This window comes from Pseudomonas sp. M20, assembly GCF_045037865.1.
Classification (GTDB): Bacteria; Pseudomonadota; Gammaproteobacteria; order Pseudomonadales; family Pseudomonadaceae; genus Aquipseudomonas.
The window spans coordinates 2,481,163-2,504,526 of record NZ_CP173611.1 but is presented as its reverse complement, the minus strand read 5'-3'; the positions used below and the strand labels follow the sequence as shown (position 1 = coordinate 2,504,526).

Sequence of the window (23,364 nt, the reverse complement as noted above, 5' to 3'; positions counted from 1 at the left end):
TACCGATTCAATGAGCTGGAGTTGACGCCGTTGCCTTGCGCCATGTTCTGGCGCGCGCATAGAGATAGCGCAAGGTCGCTTTGCCGTTGGCGAAGATCAGCGCTTGCCAGGAGCACTCGAGCATTCGCCGGTACACGCCGAGCACTTGGTCATGCTCGCCGCGTCGGGAAAACGCTTCGAGAAAATCGGTGTGGTTGCTCAGGACGAAATTGATCCGTTGCTGCTGGCTGAGCATCTCGCCGTAGCGGGCGAGGTACACCTCGATAAAATGGATCTTGTTCTGGTAGTACTTTTTCGGTTGCGCGGTCATGTTGCCGCCGTTGACCGTGCGCTCCAGCAGTACCTGCGGCACTGTGTGAACCTCCCAATGTTCGGCGATCCGCGTCCACATGTAGCGGTCTTCGGAGTAACGCAGGCTGGCATCGAAACCACCGAGCTGCATGATCACCTCGCGTCTGACCAGCGCGGTGGAGACGCCATTGACGACGTTGGCGTGGATGAAGTCGTAGAAGTGCCTGCCGCTTTTGCGGCGGTTGTCCAGCTGCCGCCGGCCGTCGCTGTAATTGACCTGCGCGTAGCAGTCGATCAACCCCACCGGCCGGCCCTGACGACTGAGTTCTTCGTACAGGGCCAGTTGCAGCTCAAGCTTTTGCGGGTGCCACTGGTCATCGGCATCAAGCATCGCCACAAAGGTTTCTTGCGAGTGCCGCATGCCGTGATTACGCGCGCTGGCCTGGCCTTCGTTGGCTTGCTGCAGCAGCGTCAGGCGAAACGGCGCGACAAAGTCTCTGACCCGTTGCGGTCCGTCATCGGTGGAGCCATCGTCAATAACGATGACGTGATCCGGCAGGCGGGTTTGCCCGACCAGCGACGCCAATGTCTGCTCGATGCTGTCGGCACCGTTGTACATCGGGATGACGACGCACACTGAATCCACGGAAGGGAGGGCTTGATTGGGCACGGGTGGTTCTCCTTGGGTTACGCGTTGGCTGAATCGCGCGGCAGTGCTCTGCTAGACAAACGCTGACGCTGTGTTGCCGGTGAGGTTGCGGGGTAGGTCGCGAGGTGATGGCGGAAAGACAGGGCGAGGGTGCAGAACACCAGAAACTCGGCGGAGCGATAGTTGGGGATCACGTACGCCACATAATTGGTGACGGCGAACAAGCCGATGATCACCAGGGCACTGGCGCGAAACTGCGCCGTTTGATTCGCGGTCACGGCGCGGTACTGCTTGAGCAGGGCTTCGCCAAACATCAGCGCCAGCGCGGTCAGTTGGATGACACCGCCGTTGAGCAGGGTTTCAACGTAGCCGCTGTGGGCGTTACCGATGTAACCCCAACGGGTAATGAAGCCATCGGCATCGGGGCTGGACCAGAAGGCACCGAAGCCGTAACCCTTGAGGAACTGCCCGTCGATAAACGGCCCGAGCAGTTCCCAGATCAAGGTACGATCGGTCAGTGACGGGTCACGACCGGCCATTTCCAGCAGCACCGCGAAGTTGCTGTAGAGGAACAGGCACACCAGCAGGTAGAGGAGGGTGCAGCCGAGGAACATCAGCGGCGAATGGTTGACGCGCAAACGGATCAAGGTCAGGAAGTACCAGTAGCTGATCGCGCCTGAAACAATCAGCGCTACCCCGGTTGCAGACTGCGCGAGCAGGATCGCGACCAGCGAAAAGAATGCACAGAACAGCGCCCAGTGATTGCGTCGGCGAATCATCGGTAGCAACAACAGAATAGCGATCGCGTTGAGCCGCGCACCGGCATTCTTTTCGGCAAAAATCCCTTTGAAGGCGCCGTCGCGAATCCCACCGGAGAGGAACGCGACGTCAGGCATGACAACCGCGAGGATCAAGCCGATCAACGCCGCCCCGCCGATGGCGCAGCCGAGCATGAAGGTGATTTTTTCCAGCGAATAGTTGTAGGCAATGAAACCGGCGAAAAACACCATGCTGAGCATCGCGATAAAGCGCTTGAAACTCAGCATCGGGTCGTGGGACCAGCCGATCGAGGCGATGACAGAAAACATGAACAGCAACAGAAAGAAGTTGCTGCGATAGAAGGTTTTGCTGAGGAAGACCTTGTTGCGGATGAAGAAGAATAACGGCACCAGCAGCGTGATCAGTCCGCAGATCTGATTGGCCACGTTGCCTTCGAGGTCTTTATCGATATCGCCGAAGCTGGCGGCGCCGCCCAGGCCGAGGACAAAGGTAATCACCTGGATGTAGAACAGGATGCCGAACAAGGTGAAGCCGTCGCGTAATGTTGAATACCTGATCGCCAATGTGCTCATGATGACGGGCTCCCGATCAACGCTTTGAGATAGGTCTGCACCGCGCTGGCATTGATGAATCGGGCCGCGGCCTCCAGGCGCAATTCACGTTGCAGATTGCGCGGTGTAGCCAGTTGCAGGGCAATCGCCTGAGCCAGGGCGAGCGGATCGTCGACGTCTACCAGTGGCGCGACCACACCACCAATGAGGATGTCTTGCGGGCCATGGGGGCAACGAGTAGCCACCACTGGCGTGCCCGTGGATAACGCCTCTACCAACGCGTTCGGACTGCCCTCGAAGCGCGACGACAGCACGAAGCAATCGGCGGCGGCGACCTCTGCCAACGGGGCATTGGCATAGCCCGGCAGATCGAAGCGCTCCGCCACCCCCAGTGCGCGCGCCTGCTCCAGCAGATTGGGCCTGAGTGCACCCTCGCCAAAAATGATCAGGCGGGCATTGCTGTCCGCTAATGCGGCGAACGCGCTGATCAAGGTGTCGAAGCCTTTTTGCGGCGCCAGTCGACCCACGGCGACAATCACCGGGCCGGACTTTTCCAGCAGCCAGCGGTGGCTGGGCAGCCCCGGGGCTTTCTGGCGAAAGTCGTTGTCGAGCACCGGGTTATCGGCAATGGTCACGTCCTGGCGGCGGGCGACGGTGGTGTCGACCAGGTCCTGGGCGACACCCCGCGAAACACAGATCACCGGGTTGGGAATCAGCCGATACAGCAGCGGCGCCAGCAGGTACGCGACGCGCACCATGAAGTCGGGATTGACGTGCTTGTCATGGGAAAAGGCATTGCGCTCGCTGACGTGCAGGCGTGCCAGCGTGCCGGACAAAATCGACGCCGCGATCGCCACCACGTTGACGTGGGTGAGGGCTGCCAGTTGTGCGTCAAAGCGATTTGCCCGCAGAAAACGCGTGAGTGCCGGCACTGCACGGACGCTGCGCGGACTATTCAGCTCAACCTTTTTCACTCGCGGATCGAGGTGCGCGGCGTGAATTCCGCCGCCGGTGAGCATCAGCAAGGTCACGTCATTGCCTGCGTCCACCAGCGCTCCGGCCAGACGCGCCATCATTTTTTCAGCCCCGCCGGCGCTGAGGTCATGCAGGATGATCAGCAGTTTTTTCATTGATTCCATACCTGGTAATACGCCTGCGCCGCGTACTGGCTGGTGTACTGACGCAGGGTGTCAGTGAGTCTGGTTTCGCTGAAGGCAACGTCATCGAGTGGCGTCAGGCTGCGCAGCATGCCGGCGGCCAGCGCCGGTACGTCGTTGACCTTCACCAGTTGGCCCAGTCGACCGTTGTCCAGCAGTTCTCTAGGGCCGGTCTCGCAGTCGCTGGCCAGCACCGGCGTGCCCAGTGCCAGCGCCTCGATCAACACCGTCGGCATGCCTTCTTGCACGGAGCTCAAAATGAACAGTTGCGCGTGCCGGAGCAGCGGATAGGGGTTGCTCAGGAACCCGGTGAAATGCACCCGCGAGGCGATGCCCAGACGACTGGCCTGAGCCGTCAGTGCGTCGCGCAATGGGCCATCGCCGACGATCAGCAGATCCGGCAGCGCAGCGCTGCGCAATGCCAGTGCGTAAGCATCGAGCAACAACTGAAAACCTTTCGGTTCGACCAAACGGCCCAGGCCCAGCCAGTAAGCACCGGGCATTCCGGCGGGTAGCGGCGCCTGCGAGGCTTGAAACAGTTGCTCGGTGACCACCGCATTGGGGCAATAACGGATGCGCTGCTGACCCCAGGGCAGCAATTCGATAAGCGTCTGGCGCAAGGCATTGGAGACGGTGACGACCTTGCCGCTGCCACACAGGTACAAGCTGTAGAGCAAGCGCAGGCTGGCGGGACCGGTATTCTGTTCACTGCAATCGAGGGTCGCGTGGCGGCAATAGATGACTTTGCACAAACGGCCCCAGGTGGCGAACCAGGTGCAGAGATTGGCCTGCTCCTTGGCGGCGATCAGGTGTGTGACGCCTTCACGCTGTATGAGCCGGCGCAACAAAACGATGGACTTGAGCAAACCGACAAGACCGCTGCCGCCGCCGTTGAAGCGCTGCACACCGGGCGTATCTGGCACGTCTGCGTTGATAACGAAAAAACTCACCCGGCGACCGTCCTTGAGAAACTGCTCGGACAGCCGTTGCTGAACGCGCTCGACGCCACCGCCCAGCTTGAAATCCTTGAGGATAAACAGGATGTGCATGGTCATTCCCCCACGCTGATGGCGACTTTGTGCCGGGCGAGCATCGTCAGCAGGTGCAAGAAATTGCTGGGGTAATCGACGAGGTAGCGTTTGATCGTGTGCGGCTCGCGGTACATTCGATAGAACGCGCGCAGGTGCAGGCGATTGATCAGCGCCGGGTAGTATTGCCGCGTGGCCAGGGCTTCCTGGCGGATGAACCCGCCACAGGTGAAGGCAACACCGCGAAAGCCTGCGCGCAGGGCATCCTGTTCGAACTGTTCTTGCAGCCCGGCGCCGAGGCCAACAATCAGGATGTCGGCGGCGCTGCGACAGATGTCCGCTTGAATATCTTCAGCCTCGACGGCGTCGAAATAGCCGTTGTGGTAACCGGCGATAATCAGCCGCGGATAAAGCGCCCTGATCTTGACGATAAACAGCTCCAGCTCGGCTTGCCGGGCACCGACGAAGTACACGCGTTTACCCAGTTGCTCGGCGCTGCCGAGGACAAGATCGGCGATCGAGGTGAAGTCGAAGCTGACCCGGCCAATGGCCCTGCCGGTCACCCGCGACATGAAGGTCGACATCAGCATGCCGTCGCAGAAATAGGCGACGCTGCCCGGAGTCTGCTGGAAAACGCTGCCGATGGAGGCAAAGTTGATAAAGGAATAGGCCTGGTTGGCCTCCAGTAATTTCGCCGAGTAATGCCCGACCAGTTCCAGCTGCAACATGGCGCGGCTCCTTCAAATGACTGAAGGGGTTGGCCGCCCCACGGAAATGTAGGTGAAGCCGCGTTTGCTCAAACGCTGCGGATCGAACAGATTGCGTCCGTCGAAAATCAACGGTTGTTTGAGCTGCTGGCTGAGCAAGTCAAAGTCCGGCGCGCGGAACGCTTGCCACTCGGTGACGATGATCAATGCGTCGGCATTTTTCAGCGCCGCTTCCTTGGTGCCCGACAGGGTCAGATCATCGCGGGCGCCATACAGGCGCTGGGCCTCTTCCATGGCTTTCGGATCAAACGCCTGAACGCTCGCGCCGGCGTGCCACAAGGCTTCCATCAATACGCGGCTGGGGGCTTCGCGCATGTCGTCGGTATTGGGTTTGAAACTCAAGCCCCAGAGGGCAAACGTCTTGCCGCGCAGATGGCCGTCGAAGTGATTGAAAATCTTGCTGTACAGACTGGCTTTCTGGTCCTGGTTGCGCGCCTCTACAGCCTTGAGCAGCCGGGCGTCGATATCGACACTGGTCGCGGCATGGATCAGCGCTTTGACGTCTTTGGGAAAGCACGAGCCGCCGTAGCCCACGCCCGGGTAGATAAACTGGTAACCGATGCGCGGGTCGGCGCCGATGCCGTGGCGGACTTTTTCGATGTCGGCGCCGAGCTTTTCGGCGAGGCATGCCATTTCGTTCATGAAGCTGATCTTGGTCGCCAGCATGCAGTTGGCGGCGTACTTGCTCAGCTCAGCGCTGCGAAGGTCCATGACAATGATTTTGTCGCGGCTGCGATTGAACGGTTCATACAGCTCGCGCATGACCGCTTCGGCCTGCGCGCTGTCGGTGCCGATGATGATCCGGTCCGGGCGCATGCAGTCTTCGACCGCGCAGCCTTCCTTGAGAAATTCCGGGTTTGACACCACATCGAACGTCAGGTGACTGCGATCGTTGTCGGCCAGCACCTGCTCGATACACGCACGTACCTGATCGCCCGTGCCGACCGGTACTGTCGATTTGTCGACGATGATCTGATGCCGATCCATGTTCAGCGCGATGGTGTGCGCCACGCTCAACACGTATTGCAGATCGGCCGAACCGTCTTCGTCGGGCGGTGTGCCGACGGCGATCAACAGCACATCGCCATGCTGAACGGCGTCGGCCAGGTCGGTGCCGAAGCGCAGGCGACCACTTTGATAATTGTCACGCACAAGGCTTTTCAGGCCCGGTTCGTAGATTGGCAGCGTGCCTTGTTTCAGCGCCTCGACCCGGGCCGCGTCGACATCGACGCAGAGCACGTTGTGCCCGACCTCGGCCAGTGCGGCGCCCTGGACCAGGCCCACATAACCAATACCGAATACGCTCACATTCATGGTCAAACCTCGGATCGTGGTGAAGGTTGTCAATGCAGGGGCAGGGCGGGGATCAAGCGCTCGGGCAGGGGTCAGTAGATGTTTTTCGAGAACAGCGTGAAGGGCGTCTTGATGAGGATTTTGATGTCGAGCCACAGCGACCATTGGTTGATGTAGTTGAGGTCCTGGGCGACGCGCAGCTGCATCTTTTCCACGGTCTCGGTTTCGCCGCGATGACCGGTGATCTGGGCGAGGCCGGTGATGCCCGGCTTGAGGCGATGGCGGGCCATGTAGGCGCGCACTTTGCCGGTGTAATAAATGTTGTGGGTGACGGCGTGCGGGCGCGGGCCGACGAGGGCCATCTGCCCGGACACGACATTGAATAATTGCGGCAATTCGTCGATGGAACTGCGGCGCAGAAAGCCGCCGATCGGGGTGAGGCGGTCATCGTCGCGGGTGGCCTGGCGTACCTCGCGATCATCGTGGACGTGCATCGAACGAAACTTCCAGACCTTGATCACTTCACCGTTGCAACCGTGGCGGGCCTGCTTGAACAGCACCGGGCCTGCGGAGGTCAGCTTGACGGCGACGGCCACCGCCAGCAGCAAAGGACTGAGCAGCACAATTGCCAGCGCCGCCAGACTGCGCTCGAACAGGTCTTTGCAAAACAGGCTGGCCGGGTGCGAGCTGATCAGGCTTTCATTGAGGTAGATCGCCGGCATCCGTTCGATTTCCGAGATCGAATGGTTGAGCAAGACCATGCTGCCGAAATCCGGAATCCACACCACGTCGACATTCATGTCCAAGAGGTCGATGTACAGCGCTTCGATGGTCGCGGCATGCGCCATGGTCAGGACGATGTAGACGCGGCGCACTTCCAGACGCGTGATGATCTCGCGGATCGCGGCAACGTGGCCGAGCAGCGGCAGAATGCTCGGGGCCGGGCCGCTATTGTCGGCGGCGGCGATGAAACCGAGCACCAGCGCGCGGTTCGGTCGCGAGAGTTTTTTCGCCAGCTCATGAGCCGTCGGGCAGGTGCCGATGATCACTGAACGGCGCTCTTTGCAGACCTTGCGCGAGTGCAGCCGGGCGAAGTAATGCAGGGGTAGAAAGCTCGCCGCCTGAACCACAAAACCCAACACGGCCCAGACAATGATCACCTGGCGTGAATAGATCGCGCTGGTCTGGGTGATGAAGGCAATCGCCGCCAACACGGCCAGCAGAATCAGCCACGCCGCGAGCAATCGGCCCAGGCCGACCAGCAGACCATGGCGCTTGTGGTAGACCTGCATCACGCTGTAAATCGGCACCGAACCGAGCACGGCGAGAATGATCAGGATGCGGTATTCGCTGTTCAGACTGCCGACTCGCCAATGCACGAGCAACATCAGCAACACGGTGGTCAGCGATAGCGCACACAGCCACTGGCCCCAGAAGGTCAGGCCTCGGCGATGCGTCAGGTGAGCGGTATAGAGCGGCGTCATGGGCTTAACCTCAAGGCAGCAGTCATGCATCAGCGCTAATCGAACGGACAGGACGTGTCGCCCGATGGCTATTCCGTAGCTCGGCAGAGGTGAAGCGGGTTGTGCGTGGGCAGAAGGGGGCGTAGCGGTTGGCGTATTCGCCTGGTGTTACCTGGGCGCGAAATCGTAGTTATAGAACGCCCGGGAGTGGTGATAGCCGTACTTGCGCGCCTTGCGCAGGTCGACCTGATTGAGCACGGTGCCAAACACCGGCACATGGCTCTGCTGCAACACGGCCAAGCCGCGCTGCACCTGGCTGATCGGCGTGCTGTCGGCCTTGACCACATAGATCACGGCATCCGAATGCCGCGCCAGCAACAGTGCGTCGCTGATCATCTCGGCTGGGGGTGAATCGATAATGATGTGGCGGTAACGCGACCTCAGTGCCTCAAGCATGCGCGCCATGCGCGGTGAGCTGAGCAGATCCTGCGGCGGTGGCTGTAACGGATTGAGCGAATCGGCCGGCGACGGCAGGCGCGGGGCGGCGAACATGTCCAGCGGTGCCGGCAGGACTTTGCCTGCCGGCAACATGTCCAGATTGCCCACCGAGACAATGCAGTCTTCAAGCCGGGCGGTGCCGGCAATGACATTCGCCAGTCCCGGGCTGTCCGGCGGGAAATCGAAGTTCAGCGACAGGGTTGGCTGACGCATGTCGGCATCGATCAACAGCACTCGTTCGAGTGACGTCAGCGAGCTGGCCAGATTGTTGGCAATCGTGCTTTTACCTTCACCGGCAACCGTCGACGTCACCAGCACCACCTGCGAGGGCATTTCGCTGCTTTGCAGCATCAACCAGGTGCGCAGGTTGCGAATGGTCTCGGAGAAACGCGGATTGTCGTTATCTTCGAACAAGCGCGCCAGTTGCCGACGGGTTTTCTTCGTCACCAGTGGTACGACGCTGAGCAACGGAATGTTCAGCGCGTTTTCGATCGACTCATCGGTTTTGAAGGTATTGCTCAGGCTGTCGAAGAGCAGCGCCAAGGCAACGCCGATCACCGCAGCGATCAACCCGACGATCGCGACAATCAGGGTTTTACGCGGTTTGCTCGCGTCAACCGGGACAATGGCCGGGTCGACGATGCGCACCTTGGTCGAGTCCATGTCGGCGGTGGCGGTGGTTTCTTTCAGGCGGGTGACGAATGTTTCATACAGCGCGCGGGAGCTGTCGACCTCACGCTGGAACTCACGCAACTGGAACTCTTTGCGCGCAATGTCCTGGATTTGCGCCTTGTTGCTGTTGAACGACTGACGCAGCGAGGCTTCACTGGCGGTAGCGAGTTGGTATTGCCGCTCAATACCGGCGACCACTTGCTGCACCTGCAATTGCAGACTGGTGGTGGCGGTGCGCAATTCGGTCTGCGCAGAAAGCAGGCTCGGGTGTTTTGGCCCATAGCGGCCCGCCAGTTCATCCACCTTGGCTTGCGCCACAGCGCGGTCGGCCTGGAATTTCTGCACCAAGGGATTGCTCAGCACCGCAGGCACGCTGGACAGTCGGCTCAGATCACCGTTGCCCAAAGCCTTCGCCTGGCGGTACTCACTCTCGGCTTCAGCGCGGTTGCGCCGGGCGTCGACCATGCGATTGCCGGTCATTTCCAGTTCGTTGGCACTGATGGTGGCAACGCCGCCAACGTCCACCAGACCTTGTTCTTCGCGGTAGCCCTGAAGCTTTTTCTCGGCGACGCGCAGGTTGTCGCGCAATTTGACCAGCCGGGTGTTCATCCAGGCGGTGGTGGTTTGCGAGGACTTTTCGCTGGTGTCGAGCTGGCTGTCGGTGAAGCCTTGGGCCAACGCATTGGCCGCTGCGGCTGCGAGAACCGGATCGGGCAACTCGACCTCGATTTCGAGCAACTGGCTCTTGCCGACGAACTTGACGCTGGTGTGCAGCATGAGGTTCTGCGTGACCTGATTGAAAACATCTTCTTCAGTGGGCTGCTCTTTGTTGGTCAGCGGCATCACCCGGCTCAGCTCCGGGATCCATTGATCAAGGTCGAGATCCGCCAGCCACTGGCGCGGTGTGAACCAGGGCTTTGCTTGTTGGCGCGGGTCGGTGACCGGGTGGGTGGTCAGGCCGAGTTTTTTCACTGCGCGTTCGGCAAGATCGCGCGATTGCAGGAGTGCCTGCTGAGTCTGCAAGTAATCCGTGGCGTTGCCGCCGGAATCCTTGACTTGCTGGAACGACATCAGCGGCGGGGTTTTATCGTTGAACAGCAAGGTAGTGCTGCCGATGTATTGCGGCGTGATGTTCGAGACCACAATCGCGGCCAGCGCAGCGCTCGCCAGCACCAGCCAGGCGATGCTCCATTTGGCGCGCCAGATCACTCTCCAGAGCTTTAACAGGTCAAGGGTGTCCTTGTCTTCGCTGTACTGCTGATGCAGATGCGCTTGCAAAGGACGTTCGACGTAGGTGCTAGGGCTGTTGTCCATGATTAGAAAAAGCCTTGTGCAATGGAAATGGTGTCGCCGGGGGCAATCGTGGTGTTGCGCGTCACGTCATCGGTGAGGGTCGCGCCACCATCGCCGCGCAAAATGGTCACGCGCTTGATCGAGGCCCGCTCGGTCAGGCCACCGCCCAAGGCGATGGCTTTCTCCAGAGTCAGACCGGGCACGAACGGGTAGCTGCCGGGTTTCTTCACTTCGCCGTTGATGTAGAAAGACCGGTATTCGATCTGGCTGAGGCTGACTTTCGGGTCGATCAGGTAACCCTGCTTCAGCCCGTCGACGATGATTTTTTCGACTTGGCCGGGGGTCAGCCCCTTGGCGGAGATCTCACCGAGAAAAGGGTAGGAAAAAGTGCCGGCATCACTGAGACGGATCTTTTTCAGGCTCAATTCCGGCTCACCGAAGACGATGATGCGCAAGACATCGCCAGCGGCCAGTTTGTATTGGGTGCTGGGGTCTGCGGCAAAGGTATGGGGTACAAAACACAGGGCGAACAGCAAGACGAGTGTGCGTGTGTTCATGTCGAGACCCTCTTAAAGGCTGACGTTGAAACTGATCTGGAACACGTTGCGGGTGAAGCTTTCATCGTCGGCATCGGAATCGTTGTCGCGGTACCGATAGCCCAATTCGATATCCAGCCAGCGGCGCATCGCGTACACCACGGCCAGGTTGTAGTCCTGGAGATCGTCGGTACGGCTTTGGCCTTCGTAGACATAACGGCCAAACCCGGCTTGTGCCACGGTGGTGATGCGTTCGGTCCAGCCGTGGCGCCAACCGACCTGAGTGAACGTCGACTTCACGGCATCAGCGCCATCGTCGCCTTCGGCGAGGGCCTGACGGGCGACAAAGGTAAACGTCGAATAGGTTCGCGGTTTCCATTGCAAGTCCACTTGCCAGGTCGGGTTGTTGAGGTCTTTGGATTCGCTGTTGTCGAAGTTCTTGCGCTCATAACCGAGGCGCACTTTGCCCGTCGTACGTGCGGTGAAGTCCCACACGGCGCCGGCCAGTACCGCATCGGATTTACTGCTGCGCGGGCTGTTGGCCTGTTGGTAATCAAAGTCGGTATGGTCATATTCCAGCAGGCCGCGGGTGTTACTGCCGATGCGGTGGTACCAGGTGCTGGTGAGGGCGGTGGTATTGCGTTCCTTGTCGTCGTTGATGCCGTCGGCATTGTCGTAGCGAAGTTGCGCGTAACTGGCGCCGACATCGATTTGGTTGTCGGCACTTTTAGCGCCGAAGGTGTAGAGACCGCCCACGCGTTTATTGTTGAGCTTGTCGTTGATGCCCTCGACCGCCGTCGACTCGGTGCGCTCCCATTTACGGTATTCGGCGTCGAGTTTGAGACGATGGCGGTCGGTGAACTCCATGATGCTGTCGGCACGCACGCGCTGGGCGGTGTTCGAGGCATCGGAATCGTCGTGATAGATATAACGCGTGGGCTGCCAGATCAGTCGAGTGGCGCTGTTGCGATCTTCGGCCTTGAGCTCGAAGGTCGGCGCCAGTTTGGTGACCATCGATGACTGTTTACTGTTTTCCACTTCGCGAAAGTTATCGTCATAACTTTCTGAAAACAAAAAGGATGGTGTGAAATCGAATCCGTAAACATTAATGGCTTGCGGATCGATACTCCAGGCCATTCCAGGATAGAGAGAGGCCATCAGCAGTGCGACAGGGCATCGTGACTTCAAAGCCATGTTATAGCTCCTGAGCAAAGGCTTATAAGGCAAAGGGTTAGTGATAGTTCTGAACGTTGGGTTGTTGACGTTCGATCACGCTGAGTGGCAAGCAAACGGATTGTTCGCGATTCAGAAACTGCAAGAGGACCATCACCCGGTCGTTGCCGTGCAAGCCGAGAAACACGCCCTCCAAGGGAGCCAGCGGGCCGCTGACGATCTGCAGGTTCTGCCCTGGTTTCAGGGCCTGATCCGGCTCCGCCAGGGATGATTCGATACAGCGCACACGCAGGTGCTCGATGACATGCTCTGCCACCGTCGCAGGCCCGTGATTGAATTCGACGATACGACTGACCCCGCGTGTAGAACGCAAGGGTCCCCAATTGTCGTTACGACTGAGTTGGATAAACAGATACCCGGGGAACAGCGATTCGCGCACTCGCTGTCGTTTCCCGCGAATGATGCGTTCACTGAGTAGTTGGGGATGGAATACCACGTAATCCTGTTGGAGCAGGTTCAGGTGAGCACGCTCATCCTGACGTGGCTTGCATTGCAAAAGGTACCAAAAGGGACGTTCGGAGCTGATAACTGGCATGCTGGTAAACTCTGTAATGATCGAAAGTTTATGCAGGCAGAAGCTCTATCGAGGGCTAAGTAAGGGCAAGGGGTGAAGATCTATTCTTATTTTATTAACACTGAAGTGTTTCAAACTTGAATCACACAGCGTTTCATTAAGGTGCGTTGAACTGCGGCGTGACGCTATATTGTGCGGCGCATGGGGAATAAGCCGCGGCTTAACTTTTCAGAAGGCAAAGCTACCGCACGGTCTGCTCATGCAGCTTTAACGATAGGTAACTAAGTAGTTGTCTCTGAAACGACAGGGCGCGAGTAGAAGATTGCTCGCGCCCTGTAAAAATGAACCTTGGTAGTTATCGGCCAGTCTTTGCGGTCTGTCAAACGATCCCAGTCAAAAAACACGCCATTTATCTGCTAATGATGGCACTCGCACGCAGGTTATTGTTTTCTAAGGCGTCAGCCTTTTGTCGGAAGGCAAGAAACTTTACTGTCACTTCAGAGTCGTCGCTCGCTATTTAGATCGGGTGTTAATTCCTATCGTTGGGGGAAGTTATAAAGTCTGGACTGCGCAAGTAGACCAACGCTATAACTAATCGCCTGGCGACTTGGCTGGAGAGGCGAATATGTCCGTTCTTGTTACAGGTGCTGCAGGCTTTATTGGATATCACACGGTCAGACGATTGATATTGCAAGGCCATCAAGTAATCGGCATCGACAATCTTAACGATTACTACAGCGTGGAACTCAAACAGGCGCGCCTCAAGCAGTTGAGCGAGCTAAAAGGTTTCCGTTTCCAGACCATGGACATTGTTGATAAGCCAGCCTTGATGGCACTTTTCGAAGAGCACGGGTTCACCGAAGTCGTGCATTTGGCCGCTCAAGCGGGTGTCCGTTATTCGCTCGACAACCCGGATGTTTATGCACAATCGAATCTGCTGGGCTTTCTCAATGTGCTGGAAGCCTGCCGCCACTATGCACCCGCGCATCTGATCTACGCGTCGAGCAGTTCGGTGTATGGGGCCAACAGCAAGCTGCCATACAGCGTCGATGACGCGGTCGAGCATCCGGTTTCGCTGTATGCCGCCACCAAACGCGCCAATGAATTGCTTGCCGACAGCTACTGCCATCTCTACGGCCTCAAGGCCAGCGGGCTGCGGTTTTTTACCGTCTATGGGCCATGGGGTCGACCGGACATGGCGCTGTTCAAGTTCACCGAGGCGATCCTGCAGGGGCGGCCGATTGATATCTACAACCAGGGCCAGATGGCGCGGGACTTTACCTACGTCGATGACGTTGTCGAAAGCATCTTCCGCCTGTGCCCGAAGCCGCCGATGCCGGACAAAGACGCCAAGGGTTGCCACCGGATTTTCAATCTGGGGCGGGGCAGGCCGATAGCGCTGCTGGATTTTGTCGACTGCCTGGAGACGGCATTGGGCATAAAAGCTCAGCGCAATTTGTTGCCGATGCAGGCAGGCGATGTCATCAAGACCTGGGCGGATGTTTCGGCGCTGGCAGACTGGATCGGGTTTTCGCCGCAGGTGGAGGTTGAAGCCGGTGTGCAGCAGTTTGTACGCTGGTATCGCGAGTATTATCGGGTATGAGTGATCGGGTCGTGGATAGCACGTTCCAGCCAGTCAGAATCAAGCTGCGGAAAACGCTCTTGCAGCCACTCGATAAAAGCTTGAACCTGCGGTGCCAGATGAGTCCGGCTCGGGTATACCAACGACACAGGGCAAGGGGCTGGCCGATAGGGCTTTAGAATCTCCACCAAACCGCGACTTTCCAAATGGTCGGCCACGGCGATCCCGGGCGCCTGGATTATTCCGAAGCCCGACACGCCACACTGGACGTACGCATTCGACTCGGTGACGGTGATGCCGGCATCAGGCACAAAGGATCGATCCTGACCTTTTAGCGAAAAATGCCAGGGCAATGTTCTGTTGCTCTGACCGGACAAGAAGTTGACGCCTCGATGGGAGGCCAGATCGTCGAGTGTCTTGGGTTCGCCATGCTCGTTCAAATACTCGGGCGCGGCACACGTCACCATCGTCGCCATCGCGACAGGGCGAGCGATCAAGCTCGAATCTGGTAGATCGCCGATACGCAACGCACAGTCGACGCCTTCGCCGATCAAGTCGACGGCCCGATCAGTCACGCCCAGAATCATGTTGATGCCTGGGTAGGAGACGGTGAATTCTTTAAGGCTATTGATGAATTTCATTTGCGCGAAGGCGCTTGGAATATCGACGCGAAGCCGGCCAGTGAGCGTGACTCCGGATCGATCGAACATTGAGGTCGCAGCAGAAATACCCGCCAGAATTTCCTGTACCCGCTCATAGAACCTCTCGCCCTCGGCGGTGAGTGCCACCTTTCGCGTGGTGCGCTGGAACAACCGCACGCCCAATGACGTTTCCAGTTCCTGGATATACCGAGTGACCTGAGGTCGGCCAATGTCTAGCGATTCGGCGGCTTTGGTGAAGCTGCCAAGTTCGGCAAGCCTGGCGAACAGGCGCATTGATTGAAGCAATTCCATGACGCTTTCCCGTGAACCCCGATTGAATCAAGAGGTTGAGCATGATTGTTATCCAAGAATAGAACAATCATGTCTTTTCTCACGCATTTATTGCGCGCCATCAACAGCGAAAAATGCACCCAAGGCGGAACCGGCTCTGGTTCGTGGCCATTGATGTGTAATTGGAGATTCGCAATGAAAGCCTGGTTATTAAAAGATTTCGGACTCGACAACCTGCAATTGGGAGAGGTGGCGACCCCGCAACCCAAGGCTGGCGAGTTACTGGTGAAAGTCGGTGCTGTCTCGCTCAACTTTCGCGACAAGGCTATCGTCGACGGCATTTATGAACCCCACATGGTGCCCAAACCGCTGATTCCCGTAAGCGATGCAGCCGGCACGGTGGTCGTGATTGGTGACAACGTCACGCGTTTTAAAGTCGGTGATCGCGTCAACTCCCACCTTTATTCACGCTGGCTGGATGGTGAGCCAGGGCCGAACGAACCCGATTACTGCTTCGGTTCGCCGTTGCCAGGCGGTCTGGCCGAATACATGATCATCCATGAAGACAGCGCCGTCGGTGCCCCCGACAACATGAGCGACGAGGAGGCGGCAACACTGCCTATTGCTGCGCTCACAGCCTGGTATTCGCTGGTGGACTTTGGACAGATCCAGCCGGGTCAAACCGTATTGGTTCAAGGCACTGGAGGGGTATCGATATTTGCCGTGCAGATTGCTACTGCACTTGGCGCAAAGGTCATCGCAACATCGAGCAGCGACCAGAATCTGCAAACCGTGACGGGGCTGGGGGCCGTGGCTGGCATCAACTACCGAACCACCCCGAAGTGGGCGGACGAGGTGCTCAAGCTAACCGACGGCAAGGGTGTGGATCTGCTACTCGATGTCGCCGGTGGCAGTGGTATCAATCAATCGGTCGCAGCAACCAAAGCATCGGGGCGTATTGCACAGATCGGCTTTCTGACAGGGCAAACTGTCGAACTGAATCTGATGCCCCTCATTTTCCGCCAGACGACCATTCGCGGAATCGCCGTGGCGCCGCGCTCATCATTCGACCGGATGAACGCTTTCCTCAACGAGCACAAGATCCGTCCCGTGATCGATCAGGTATATCCGTTCGAGAAAGCACGAGAAGCTTACGAGCATCTCGCGAGGGGAGCATTTGGCAAGGTTGTGATCAAAGTCGCTTAATAACGTAAAGGCGCCAATTTGGCGCCTTTTTTCTCGCCCATCGCAGCTGATTCTCCCGCAGATCCTAATGTCAACGCATAAGCAGGGAGAGTGGAAAACTAAGCCGCCGGACGGCGCAAGTCATCAAGGCGCTGCATGCGTTTGAAAAATCTTGCTGATCACAGTCCACTTTCCATCAACTTTCAGCAGATGAAAAAAGTCAGTGAAAGAGATACCTGACATGTCGTTGGCGTCAATGCGAGCGCTAGCCGCCGTACCGACGACTTCGACGCGGACGATAGCTGCCGGTGCGTCAGGAGAAGGGCGGAAACCCTTGTCGATCCCTTCGAACAGTATTGAAATCGCCCCTCCAGCCAGCTTACCGTCGCCATCGACGCTGAACATGGTTGCTTGCTCACTGAACGCTGGCTTCATGATGCTGCTTTTGGCCTGCTTGCAGCCCTCAATGTACTTGTTAAGTACCTCGGTAATGGCTTGGTATTCTTCCACGTAAGTCGGTTTGCTCATGTGCTTGCTCCTGCTTCATAGGATTAGTGCAACGAAGGCATCAGGCTTTGGTATCAAGCCAGACAGATCCATATCGTGTGTAGGCGGCAGGAATTTCAATGATTTCTCCAAGATCATCTGCAGCGGTGCGAACCCAGAATGGATCTCGGAGCATTTGCCGCCCGACAAACACCAGATCAGCTCGGCCGTTCTGCAAGATTTCTTCCGCCTGACGCCCACTCTGGATCACACCCACTGCGCCTGTCGCAATATGCAACTCCTTGCGGAGTAATTCAGCGGCCGGTACTTGATAACCTGGGTAAGTCTCGACCTTCACCATCTTGATCCCACCTGAGCTGCAGTCGATCAAGTCAACTCCCTGTTCTTTCATCCAGCGACCGTATTCGAGAAACGACTCGGGCGTGTTTCCGCCTTCGGCGTAATCAGAACTCGAGATGCGTACGAATAGAGGGCGATCCCCCCAATGAGTTTTGACCTCTTCCAGTACCTCGCGCAGGAAGCGGTAACGACGCTTGGCATCACCGCCATATTCATCATCACGGTTGTTGGCCAGCGGGGAGAGGAACTCACTCAATAGGTAGCCGTGCGCGGCATGGATCTCTAGCACATCGAATCCAGCGTCGCTGGCACGCCGTGCGGCATCGCCAAAAAGTTTAACCAGCCCCGGAATCTCGTCAGCCGCAAGTTCGCGAGGAACAGGGCTGGTTTCCGTGAATGGAATCGCCGACGGCGCGATGTGAATCAGACCGGGCAGGTCAGCATTGCGACCCGCATGGCCGATCTGAGCGCCCGCTTTTGCACCAAAGCCGTGAAGCAACTCTGTTAGCGCCTTCAAGCCGACAACGTGCTCATCGCTCCAGATGCCAAGGTCACCGGCTCCAATACGACCGTCAGCCTGAATGGCCAGCGTTTCGGGAAAAATCAGCGCCGCCTGACCCAAAGCACGAGCGCCGTAATGAACGCGGTGCCAGTCAGTGACGAAACCGTCATCCGCCGCCATATGCATGCACATAGGGGACATGACGACCCGGTTTTTCAGGGTGAGGCCCTTAATTTCATAGGGTGATAACAACAAACTCATCTGTCCGATTCCATAGTGGTGAATATGGAATCCATGCTAACTTTTGCAGCACATTGACGTAAGTACGCACAATTTTGTGCGGTAGGCACACTTTTTATACCTAGGTGATAACAGTGAAAAAATGTAACCCTCAAGACGAAATCGAGGCTTTCGCGTGCCCCGTGGCGTTCACTGTCGATGTCATTGGTGGAAAATGGAAATCGCTCATACTTTTTCACCTGATGTCAGGCACGAAGCGCTTCAACGAGCTGCGTCGGCTAATTCCAGATATCACGCAGAGAATGCTCACACTCCAGCTGAGAGAACTGGAGACTGACGGGGTGATTCATCGCGAAATCTACCGCGAGGTGCCACCCAAAGTGGAGTATTCGCTTACAGCGTTAGGTCACTCACTCGCGCCATTGGTGAGTGCGATGCGAGAGTGGGGAGCAGTGCATGAACGCACGATCCTGGAGCTCAGGCGCTCTGCTGTCTGTGATGACAAACTGCAATCTCTGGCGTGAGTCATGGCGATGTTGAGAGATGGCGGGAGTGATCAATTCGAAGTTTGGTGCCCACTTTGGGTTCGCTGAGTAATGTCTCAAGCGCACTTCATGAACTCATGATCGCAGCCAGTTTTGGATGGTTGTTTGCGTAATACAACTCTGACTCAGCGTCATCTTCCAGGAAGTGCCATACCTTTTTTGATCCCATGGAATACATGACGATAATCAGAAATACCCCGAGATAAAGCCACATCAAACTGGTTGCGCCGGATTGGGACATGATGGCGCCCGTCATCATGAATGAAACCGAGCTTCCCAGTTGACTGATCACTAATGTGGATGCCATCAGTCGTACGCGGACGCCGGAGGGGATCGACATGAGTCTCTTGTCCATTCCGACCATCGTAATACATGCACTCGCCGCCCCGGCGAAAAACAGGCAAGCACTCAACAGCCAGATTTCGTCGGCTTGTGTCGCTGCACAGAGTGCAAAATGACGAGTCCGAGCAACGACACAAATAGCAGCGAGATTTCCAGTGAAGAAACCGTTATCACAATACCCGCCAACAAAGGCCCCGCAACCCGGGCGACAGTAACAACGATGCGCCGGACGCGAAAAGCAGCGTCCGCACGATGTTTATCAACGGTTTCCGCAGGATAGATGCCCAAGAGAGGCTGGATCATTCCAAAAGCTGATGCGCCGATCACATCGATCAGTATCAGCGCATCAAGCGAATACCAGTTTGCGGCAAAAAAGTATCGCAATACGCTAGCTATCAATACCGCAAAACAGCCGACCTTAAGCGCCGTACTGCGGCGCATCGACTCAACACGCGGCGCCAGGCACAACATTGAAATGATCGCCGCGAGCGCGAGCGCTGTTTCGTATGCGGCCAGCTCCAGCAGGCTTCCTCGCTGCAAGATGATCAGAGGTAGCGTGGTATTCCAACAACCGAGGTAGATCCAAAGTAACAAGTCCAGGCAAAGATACTTTCGAAATGTACTCAATGGGTGGCTTCCTTGCTCGCACCTTGTGTTTGGGAGGTCATTCACACGCGCCGAATTGTCCGCAATACAACTGCGCAAATATCAGCTTATACCTGCGCTGACATCCGGTGATGCTCCAGCAAGAAGTCGACGAATAATCGCACCCGTGCTGGCATTGCCGCGCCGCCGACGAACACCGCATGAATCGGCTCCTGATCCCCCGGGTTCCACGCTTCCAACAGCGCAATCAGATCGCCGCGCTGCAGATCCTCGCTCACGCTGAACGCGCCGATACGGGCAATACCGGCGCCCACTCGCGCGAGTTGTGCCAGCGCTTCACCACTGCTGCATTCGATGTTACCGCTGACCTTCAGGGAAAACGCTTTGCCATCGCGGATAAATGGCCAGTTGGGTTCGGCACGCTTGAAATTGAAGCGCAGGCAGTTGTGCTGCAGCAGGTCCTCCGGTTCCTGCGGGACGCCGTGACGCTGCAGATACTCGGGCGATGCCACCACGACCTGGCCGGTGGTGCCGATCCTGCGTGCGGTTAGCGGGCTGTCGGGCAGATGGCCAAAGCGCACTGCGACGTCGGCCTGCCCGCCAAGAATGTCGACCACTTCGTCGCCGAGGGTGAGGTCGACGACGATGTTCGGGTAACGCGCGCTGAAGGCTGCGACCAACGGAACAATGGCCAAGCGTCCATGGCCAAGGGCGGCACTGACGCGCAAACGCCCCTTGGGCACGCCCTGATCGGCGATGGCTTCTTCGACCTCGTCCATGTCGGCGAGGATACGTCGAGCGCCGCGCAGGAACGCCTCGCCCTCGGCGGTGAAGGTGATCGCTCGGGTGGTGCGCAACAGCAGGCGGGTGCCAAGCCGCTGCTCGGTGCGCGCGATGATCCGACTGACGGCCGAGGGCGTCAGGCCCAGCGCACGCGCGGCGGCCGACAGGCTACCTTCCTGCGCCACGGTGGTGAACACGCTCATTTCACCTGACCTGCCGTTGAAATCCACTTGTGCCTCCTACGCAAAGGTGATTGCCAAAAATGCTATCTACCGCCTGAAAAGACAGGATCGTAGCATTGGCGGCATAGATAAGGAGCTTTCCATGCGTATCAATCCACCACTTGTCGCACTCGCCATCGGTGCCTTCGGCATCGGCGTCACAGAATTCGCCCCCATGGGCATGTTGCCGGGTATCGCTGCGGATCTGGGCGTTTCCATTCCCGCTGCCGGTTTGCTGGTCAGTGCTTATGCGCTGGGCGTATTGCTCGGCGCACCACTGATGACCCTGACCACCGGCAAGATTCCCCGGCGTTATTTGCTGATCGGGCTTATGGCGATTTTCACTCTGGGTAATCTGATGTCTGCCCTGGCCACCGATTACTACAGCCTCATGGTCGCCAGGGTGGTGACTTCACTGAACCACGGAGCCTTCTTTGGCGTTGGCTCAGTTGTCGCCGCCACCCTGGTCGCCCCGGAAAAACGTGCCGGGGCGGTTGCGGCGATGTTCATGGGCCTGACTCTGGCGACCATCGGCGGTGTGCCGCTGGCCGCCTGGTTTGGCGAACTGTTCGGTTGGCGCACCGCTTTCTGGGGGATTACCGGCCTGGGCGTGGTGACCATGGCCGCGTTGTGGTTCGCTCTGCCCAACGTGCGGGCGCCGCAAAGCGTCGGTGTCATGGCGGAAATCCGCGTATTGGGGCGCGGCCCGGTGCTGGCCGCGCTGGCCCTGACCGTCGTCGGTTCAAGTGCCATGTTCACCGTTTTCACCTACATCGCGCCGATTCTCAGCAGCGAGACCCATGCGTCCACCGCCTTCATCACCGCCATGCTGATGCTTTACGGTGTCGGTTTGACGCTGGGCAACATGTGGGGCGGCAAGGCCGCTGACCGCTCGATAGATCGCACTCTGATCGTCTCGCTGAGCGTGCTGATTGTGGTCTTGTTGGCGTTTACCGTACTGATGCGCAGGCCGCTGCCGGCCGCCGTGGCCATCCTGATCTGGGGTATCGCCAGCTTCGCCCTCGTGCCGCCGCTACAGATGCGCGTCATGGAAGCGGCCAAGGACGCGCCCAATCTGGCCTCGGCGGTGAACATCGGCGCCTTCAACTTCGGCAATGCGATTGGCGCAGCGCTGGGCGGCGCGGTGATCAGCAGCGGGCTGGGTTATCCGGCGATCTCCCTCGCCGGCGCCGCAATGGCGGGCCTGGGGTTGCTGATGGTGTTGGGGTTTGCGTGGCGTTCCAGAACGATTGAAGCCGCCGTGGTGTGACTGCGTACAGTTAACTCCACCGGTGACTGAATGTACCAACAGCTTTGGGCCGTTTTCTGCCAGTCGCGCAAGGCAGCAAAACGGCCTCCTCAAGGACGGCTTGCGGATATCACCGTCTGAGTGCCTGCCGCGTGAGTGGAATAACGCTCTGACTCGAACCTCGGAAGTTCACTGCCGATATCACTCAGGCGCTCCAGGCGAGCGCTTTCTCCCAGGACATGGTTCTCCTGATCTTGACGCGGAAGAAAACCCTGATGCATCCGCACCTCAAAAATGGTCCGTGAAACCCCGTTGATAGTTTCTACGAAGGACGTCGACACCGGCGAGCGTTGAACGCTGGCTTGATGCACTACTGACTCCGTTTCCGTTGCCACTCCTCGAATCCTGAGCAATGCCCATTCTTTTGCAGGCGTACCTGACATGACCAGTTCAACGGTGACGCCGCCATTCCCTTCGTAACCTCGTACGATGGGCCTTTGTACGCTGGAGTCGGCGTAACAATAATTGCCCGCCCACAGCCCCAGCGCTGGAGCGGTGAGCATCAGTAGCGAAATAAGCGCTTTGAAAGACGACATGCTGCTATCTCAATGTACAAGGCAGCGCAGCATAGGCAACCTCGAGCTGTTGACCTATAGCGCAACTTATCCATAAGCTGTGCATATGACGTACAGCTCAGACGATATTCTCCCGCCCTTTGAAGCGCTGCAAGCTGCCCTTGCTGCCGCCAGAACCGGCTCCTTCACTGCAGCAGCGGAGGAACTGGAGGTTACCCATGCGACCATCAGCCGACGTGTTGAATTGGCTGAAAAATGGTTTCAATGCGCCTTGTTCGACCGGCATGCGCGCGGTGTCACCATTACGGCCACGGGACAAATCGCGCTGGTCAAGGTTGCTCATGCCTTCGATCAGCTTAAGCAAGCGCGACAGCTGCGGCCCGGCGGCCAGACGTTGCCCGTCGTCAAATTGGCCACGACGGCATCCTTCGCGCGTTTCTGGTTGATCCCGCGTTTGATAGAACTGGAAGGCTCGCCTCAGGATCTGCGTATCGAACTGGTCACCTCTGCGCTGAATGCCAGCCTTTCCTCAGGCGAGGTCGATCTGGCCATCAGGTACGGGCGCGGACAGTGGAATGACGGAGACGAAGAGGCATTATTCGACGAGTCGCTTTGTCCCGTGGCGTCACCCGACGTCATTGCCATGAACGAGCAGCCGTTGTCCTTGATACAGGACAGCGCACTGCTGCACACCGGAGATTCGACATTGTGGCGAGCGTGGATGAGCCATCACGGCAAACGCCTGACCTCCAGGCCCGCCGACAGGATGCTGGGTGATTACGCCCAGGCAATCGAAGCCGCCCGCTCAGGGTTGGGCATCGCGCTCTGGAATCCGGCGATTCACTCTCTAGAGGCATTCAATGGGCAATTGATTGCGTTGAATACCTTGAGCTGCCCAAGCCCGCTGAGGTTCTTTCTCCTGTCGAAGCCCGGGCCGGCTCATACACCACCCATGAGGGTTCGGTCGAGGCTTCGCCGGTTGTTGAACTTAAGCCAAGAGACGAAAACGACCGCCAACTAACTGTCCGGCA

23 protein-coding genes are annotated in these 23,364 nt (G+C 58.0%); 5 read left to right on the top strand and 18 right to left on the bottom strand.

Annotated features, from left to right (window positions below; all coding sequences use genetic code 11):
* Positions 1-7: 7 nt before the first annotated feature.
* The 11 genes from ACI514_RS11200 to rfaH form a co-directional block, all read right to left on the bottom strand.
* Positions 8-961, bottom strand: coding sequence for a glycosyltransferase family A protein (locus ACI514_RS11200; RefSeq protein WP_160057790.1), 954 nt, complete (start codon positions 959-961; stop codon positions 8-10).
* Positions 962-978: 17 nt separating this feature from the next.
* Positions 979-2,292: an O-antigen ligase family protein gene (locus tag ACI514_RS11195; protein ID WP_405123812.1), complete on the bottom strand. Its 1,314-nt coding sequence runs from the start codon at positions 2,290-2,292 to the stop codon at positions 979-981.
* Positions 2,289-3,401: a glycosyltransferase gene (locus ACI514_RS11190; protein ID WP_160057792.1), complete on the bottom strand. Its 1,113-nt coding sequence runs from the start codon at positions 3,399-3,401 to the stop codon at positions 2,289-2,291. The genes ACI514_RS11195 and ACI514_RS11190 overlap by 4 nt, the downstream gene beginning before the upstream one ends.
* The gene (locus tag ACI514_RS11185; protein WP_405123811.1) at positions 3,398-4,477 is read right to left on the bottom strand and encodes a glycosyltransferase; all 1,080 of its coding nucleotides are present in this window, start codon (positions 4,475-4,477) and stop codon (positions 3,398-3,400) included. The genes ACI514_RS11190 and ACI514_RS11185 overlap by 4 nt, the downstream gene beginning before the upstream one ends.
* A 2-nt stretch (positions 4,478-4,479) precedes the next feature.
* The gene (locus ACI514_RS11180) at positions 4,480-5,184 is read right to left on the bottom strand and encodes a WecB/TagA/CpsF family glycosyltransferase (RefSeq protein WP_160057794.1); all 705 of its coding nucleotides are present in this window, start codon (positions 5,182-5,184) and stop codon (positions 4,480-4,482) included.
* Between the two features lie 12 nt (positions 5,185-5,196).
* Positions 5,197-6,537 carry a UDP-glucose dehydrogenase family protein gene (locus ACI514_RS11175; RefSeq protein WP_405123810.1) on the bottom strand — a complete coding sequence of 447 codons (1,341 nt, stop codon included), beginning with the start codon at positions 6,535-6,537 and terminating at the stop codon, positions 5,197-5,199.
* A 71-nt stretch (positions 6,538-6,608) separates the two neighbouring features.
* Positions 6,609-8,000 (bottom strand): undecaprenyl-phosphate glucose phosphotransferase, encoded by a 1,392-nt coding sequence (locus ACI514_RS11170; RefSeq protein WP_405123809.1) that lies wholly within the window; start codon positions 7,998-8,000, stop codon positions 6,609-6,611.
* Positions 8,001-8,147: 147 nt separating this feature from the next.
* Entirely contained in the window at positions 8,148-10,463 is a 2,316-nt protein-coding gene (locus tag ACI514_RS11165) for a GumC family protein (protein ID WP_405123808.1), read from the bottom strand.
* A 2-nt stretch (positions 10,464-10,465) separates the two neighbouring features.
* Positions 10,466-10,999: a polysaccharide biosynthesis/export family protein gene (locus ACI514_RS11160; RefSeq protein WP_095118956.1), complete on the bottom strand. Its 534-nt coding sequence runs from the start codon at positions 10,997-10,999 to the stop codon at positions 10,466-10,468.
* A 12-nt stretch (positions 11,000-11,011) separates the two neighbouring features.
* Positions 11,012-12,115, bottom strand: a complete 1,104-nt coding sequence (locus ACI514_RS11155) for an outer membrane beta-barrel protein (RefSeq protein WP_262415985.1) — start codon at positions 12,113-12,115, stop codon at positions 11,012-11,014.
* Positions 12,116-12,209: 94 nt separating this feature from the next.
* Positions 12,210-12,746: a transcription/translation regulatory transformer protein RfaH gene (gene rfaH / locus ACI514_RS11150; protein WP_160057798.1), complete on the bottom strand. Its 537-nt coding sequence runs from the start codon at positions 12,744-12,746 to the stop codon at positions 12,210-12,212.
* A 604-nt stretch (positions 12,747-13,350) separates the two neighbouring features.
* Between rfaH and ACI514_RS11145 the strand changes: the two genes are divergently transcribed.
* The gene (locus tag ACI514_RS11145) at positions 13,351-14,328 is read left to right on the top strand and encodes an NAD-dependent epimerase (RefSeq protein ID WP_405124215.1); all 978 of its coding nucleotides are present in this window, start codon (positions 13,351-13,353) and stop codon (positions 14,326-14,328) included.
* Here the strand turns inward: ACI514_RS11145 and ACI514_RS11140 are convergent.
* Complete coding sequence (locus ACI514_RS11140) at positions 14,316-15,260, bottom strand: LysR family transcriptional regulator (protein WP_405123807.1); 945 nt, start codon at positions 15,258-15,260, stop codon at positions 14,316-14,318. The genes ACI514_RS11145 and ACI514_RS11140 overlap by 13 nt on opposite strands.
* 174 nt (positions 15,261-15,434) lie before the next feature.
* On the opposite strand from ACI514_RS11140, the gene ACI514_RS11135 reads away from it, so the two are divergent.
* On the top strand, positions 15,435-16,445 hold the full coding sequence (locus ACI514_RS11135) for an NAD(P)-dependent alcohol dehydrogenase (protein ID WP_405123806.1): 1,011 nt from the start codon (positions 15,435-15,437) through the stop codon (positions 16,443-16,445).
* A gap of 123 nt (positions 16,446-16,568) precedes the next feature.
* Here the strand turns inward: ACI514_RS11135 and ACI514_RS11130 are convergent, their stop codons facing one another.
* Both ACI514_RS11130 and namA read right to left on the bottom strand, forming a co-directional pair.
* Positions 16,569-16,952 (bottom strand): nuclear transport factor 2 family protein, encoded by a 384-nt coding sequence (locus ACI514_RS11130; protein ID WP_405123805.1) that lies wholly within the window; start codon positions 16,950-16,952, stop codon positions 16,569-16,571.
* A gap of 40 nt (positions 16,953-16,992) precedes the next feature.
* Positions 16,993-18,033, bottom strand: a complete 1,041-nt coding sequence (gene namA, locus ACI514_RS11125; RefSeq protein WP_160057802.1) for an NADPH dehydrogenase NamA — start codon at positions 18,031-18,033, stop codon at positions 16,993-16,995.
* Between the two features lie 113 nt (positions 18,034-18,146).
* Here namA and ACI514_RS11120 point away from each other — a divergent pair, with 113 nt between their 5' ends.
* Positions 18,147-18,536: a helix-turn-helix domain-containing protein gene (locus ACI514_RS11120; RefSeq protein WP_160057803.1), complete on the top strand. Its 390-nt coding sequence runs from the start codon at positions 18,147-18,149 to the stop codon at positions 18,534-18,536.
* 88 nt (positions 18,537-18,624) lie between these two features.
* Here ACI514_RS11120 and ACI514_RS11115 read toward each other — a convergent pair whose 3' ends face one another.
* The 3 genes from ACI514_RS11115 to ACI514_RS11105 form a co-directional block, all read right to left on the bottom strand.
* On the bottom strand, positions 18,625-18,897 hold the full coding sequence (locus ACI514_RS11115) for a hypothetical protein (protein ID WP_238785277.1): 273 nt from the start codon (positions 18,895-18,897) through the stop codon (positions 18,625-18,627).
* A 68-nt stretch (positions 18,898-18,965) separates the two neighbouring features.
* A complete protein-coding gene (locus ACI514_RS11110; protein ID WP_405123804.1) occupies positions 18,966-19,526 on the bottom strand; it encodes a hypothetical protein in 561 nt (186 codons plus the stop codon).
* A gap of 86 nt (positions 19,527-19,612) precedes the next feature.
* Complete coding sequence (locus ACI514_RS11105) at positions 19,613-20,518, bottom strand: LysR family transcriptional regulator (RefSeq protein ID WP_160057804.1); 906 nt, start codon at positions 20,516-20,518, stop codon at positions 19,613-19,615.
* 94 nt (positions 20,519-20,612) lie between these two features.
* Between ACI514_RS11105 and ACI514_RS11100 the strand changes: the two genes are divergently transcribed.
* Positions 20,613-21,779, top strand: coding sequence for an MFS transporter (locus ACI514_RS11100; protein ID WP_405123803.1), 1,167 nt, complete (start codon positions 20,613-20,615; stop codon positions 21,777-21,779).
* An 89-nt stretch (positions 21,780-21,868) separates the two neighbouring features.
* Here the strand turns inward: ACI514_RS11100 and ACI514_RS11095 are convergent, their stop codons facing one another.
* A complete protein-coding gene (locus ACI514_RS11095; RefSeq protein WP_405123802.1) occupies positions 21,869-22,354 on the bottom strand; it encodes a hypothetical protein in 486 nt (161 codons plus the stop codon).
* A gap of 85 nt (positions 22,355-22,439) precedes the next feature.
* On the opposite strand from ACI514_RS11095, the gene ACI514_RS11090 reads away from it, so the two are divergent.
* Entirely contained in the window at positions 22,440-23,354 is a 915-nt protein-coding gene (locus tag ACI514_RS11090; RefSeq protein ID WP_405123801.1) for a LysR substrate-binding domain-containing protein, read from the top strand.
* Positions 23,355-23,364 lie beyond the last annotated feature (10 nt).

Bases quoted from the DNA above. Each gene is read 5' to 3' on its own strand.
- ACI514_RS11135 (WP_405123806.1), top strand. From the start codon at position 15,435: ATGAAAGCCTGGTTATTAAAAGATTTCGGACTCGACAACCTGCAATTG.
- ACI514_RS11100 (WP_405123803.1), top strand. From the start codon at position 20,613: ATGCGTATCAATCCACCACTTGTCGCACTCGCCATCGGTGCCTTCGGC.
- ACI514_RS11095 (WP_405123802.1), bottom strand. From the start codon at position 22,354: ATGTCGTCTTTCAAAGCGCTTATTTCGCTACTGATGCTCACCGCTCCA.
- ACI514_RS11180 (WP_160057794.1), bottom strand. From the start codon at position 5,184: ATGTTGCAGCTGGAACTGGTCGGGCATTACTCGGCGAAATTACTGGAG.
- ACI514_RS11175 (WP_405123810.1), bottom strand. From the start codon at position 6,537: ATGAATGTGAGCGTATTCGGTATTGGTTATGTGGGCCTGGTCCAGGGC.
- ACI514_RS11155 (WP_262415985.1), bottom strand. From the start codon at position 12,115: ATGGCCTGGAGTATCGATCCGCAAGCCATTAATGTTTACGGATTCGAT.
- ACI514_RS11195 (WP_405123812.1), bottom strand. From the start codon at position 2,292: ATGAGCACATTGGCGATCAGGTATTCAACATTACGCGACGGCTTCACC.
- ACI514_RS11160 (WP_095118956.1), bottom strand. From the start codon at position 10,999: ATGAACACACGCACACTCGTCTTGCTGTTCGCCCTGTGTTTTGTACCC.
- namA (WP_160057802.1), bottom strand. From the start codon at position 18,033: ATGAGTTTGTTGTTATCACCCTATGAAATTAAGGGCCTCACCCTGAAA.
- ACI514_RS11140 (WP_405123807.1), bottom strand. From the start codon at position 15,260: ATGGAATTGCTTCAATCAATGCGCCTGTTCGCCAGGCTTGCCGAACTT.
- ACI514_RS11190 (WP_160057792.1), bottom strand. From the start codon at position 3,401: ATGAAAAAACTGCTGATCATCCTGCATGACCTCAGCGCCGGCGGGGCT.
- ACI514_RS11170 (WP_405123809.1), bottom strand. From the start codon at position 8,000: ATGACGCCGCTCTATACCGCTCACCTGACGCATCGCCGAGGCCTGACC.
- ACI514_RS11130 (WP_405123805.1), bottom strand. From the start codon at position 16,952: ATGAGCAAACCGACTTACGTGGAAGAATACCAAGCCATTACCGAGGTA.
- ACI514_RS11185 (WP_405123811.1), bottom strand. From the start codon at position 4,477: ATGCACATCCTGTTTATCCTCAAGGATTTCAAGCTGGGCGGTGGCGTC.
- ACI514_RS11165 (WP_405123808.1), bottom strand. From the start codon at position 10,463: ATGGACAACAGCCCTAGCACCTACGTCGAACGTCCTTTGCAAGCGCAT.
- ACI514_RS11115 (WP_238785277.1), bottom strand. From the start codon at position 18,897: ATGTCGATCCCCTCCGGCGTCCGCGTACGACTGATGGCATCCACATTA.
- ACI514_RS11090 (WP_405123801.1), top strand. From the start codon at position 22,440: ATGACGTACAGCTCAGACGATATTCTCCCGCCCTTTGAAGCGCTGCAA.
- rfaH (WP_160057798.1), bottom strand. From the start codon at position 12,746: ATGCCAGTTATCAGCTCCGAACGTCCCTTTTGGTACCTTTTGCAATGC.
- ACI514_RS11145 (WP_405124215.1), top strand. From the start codon at position 13,351: ATGTCCGTTCTTGTTACAGGTGCTGCAGGCTTTATTGGATATCACACG.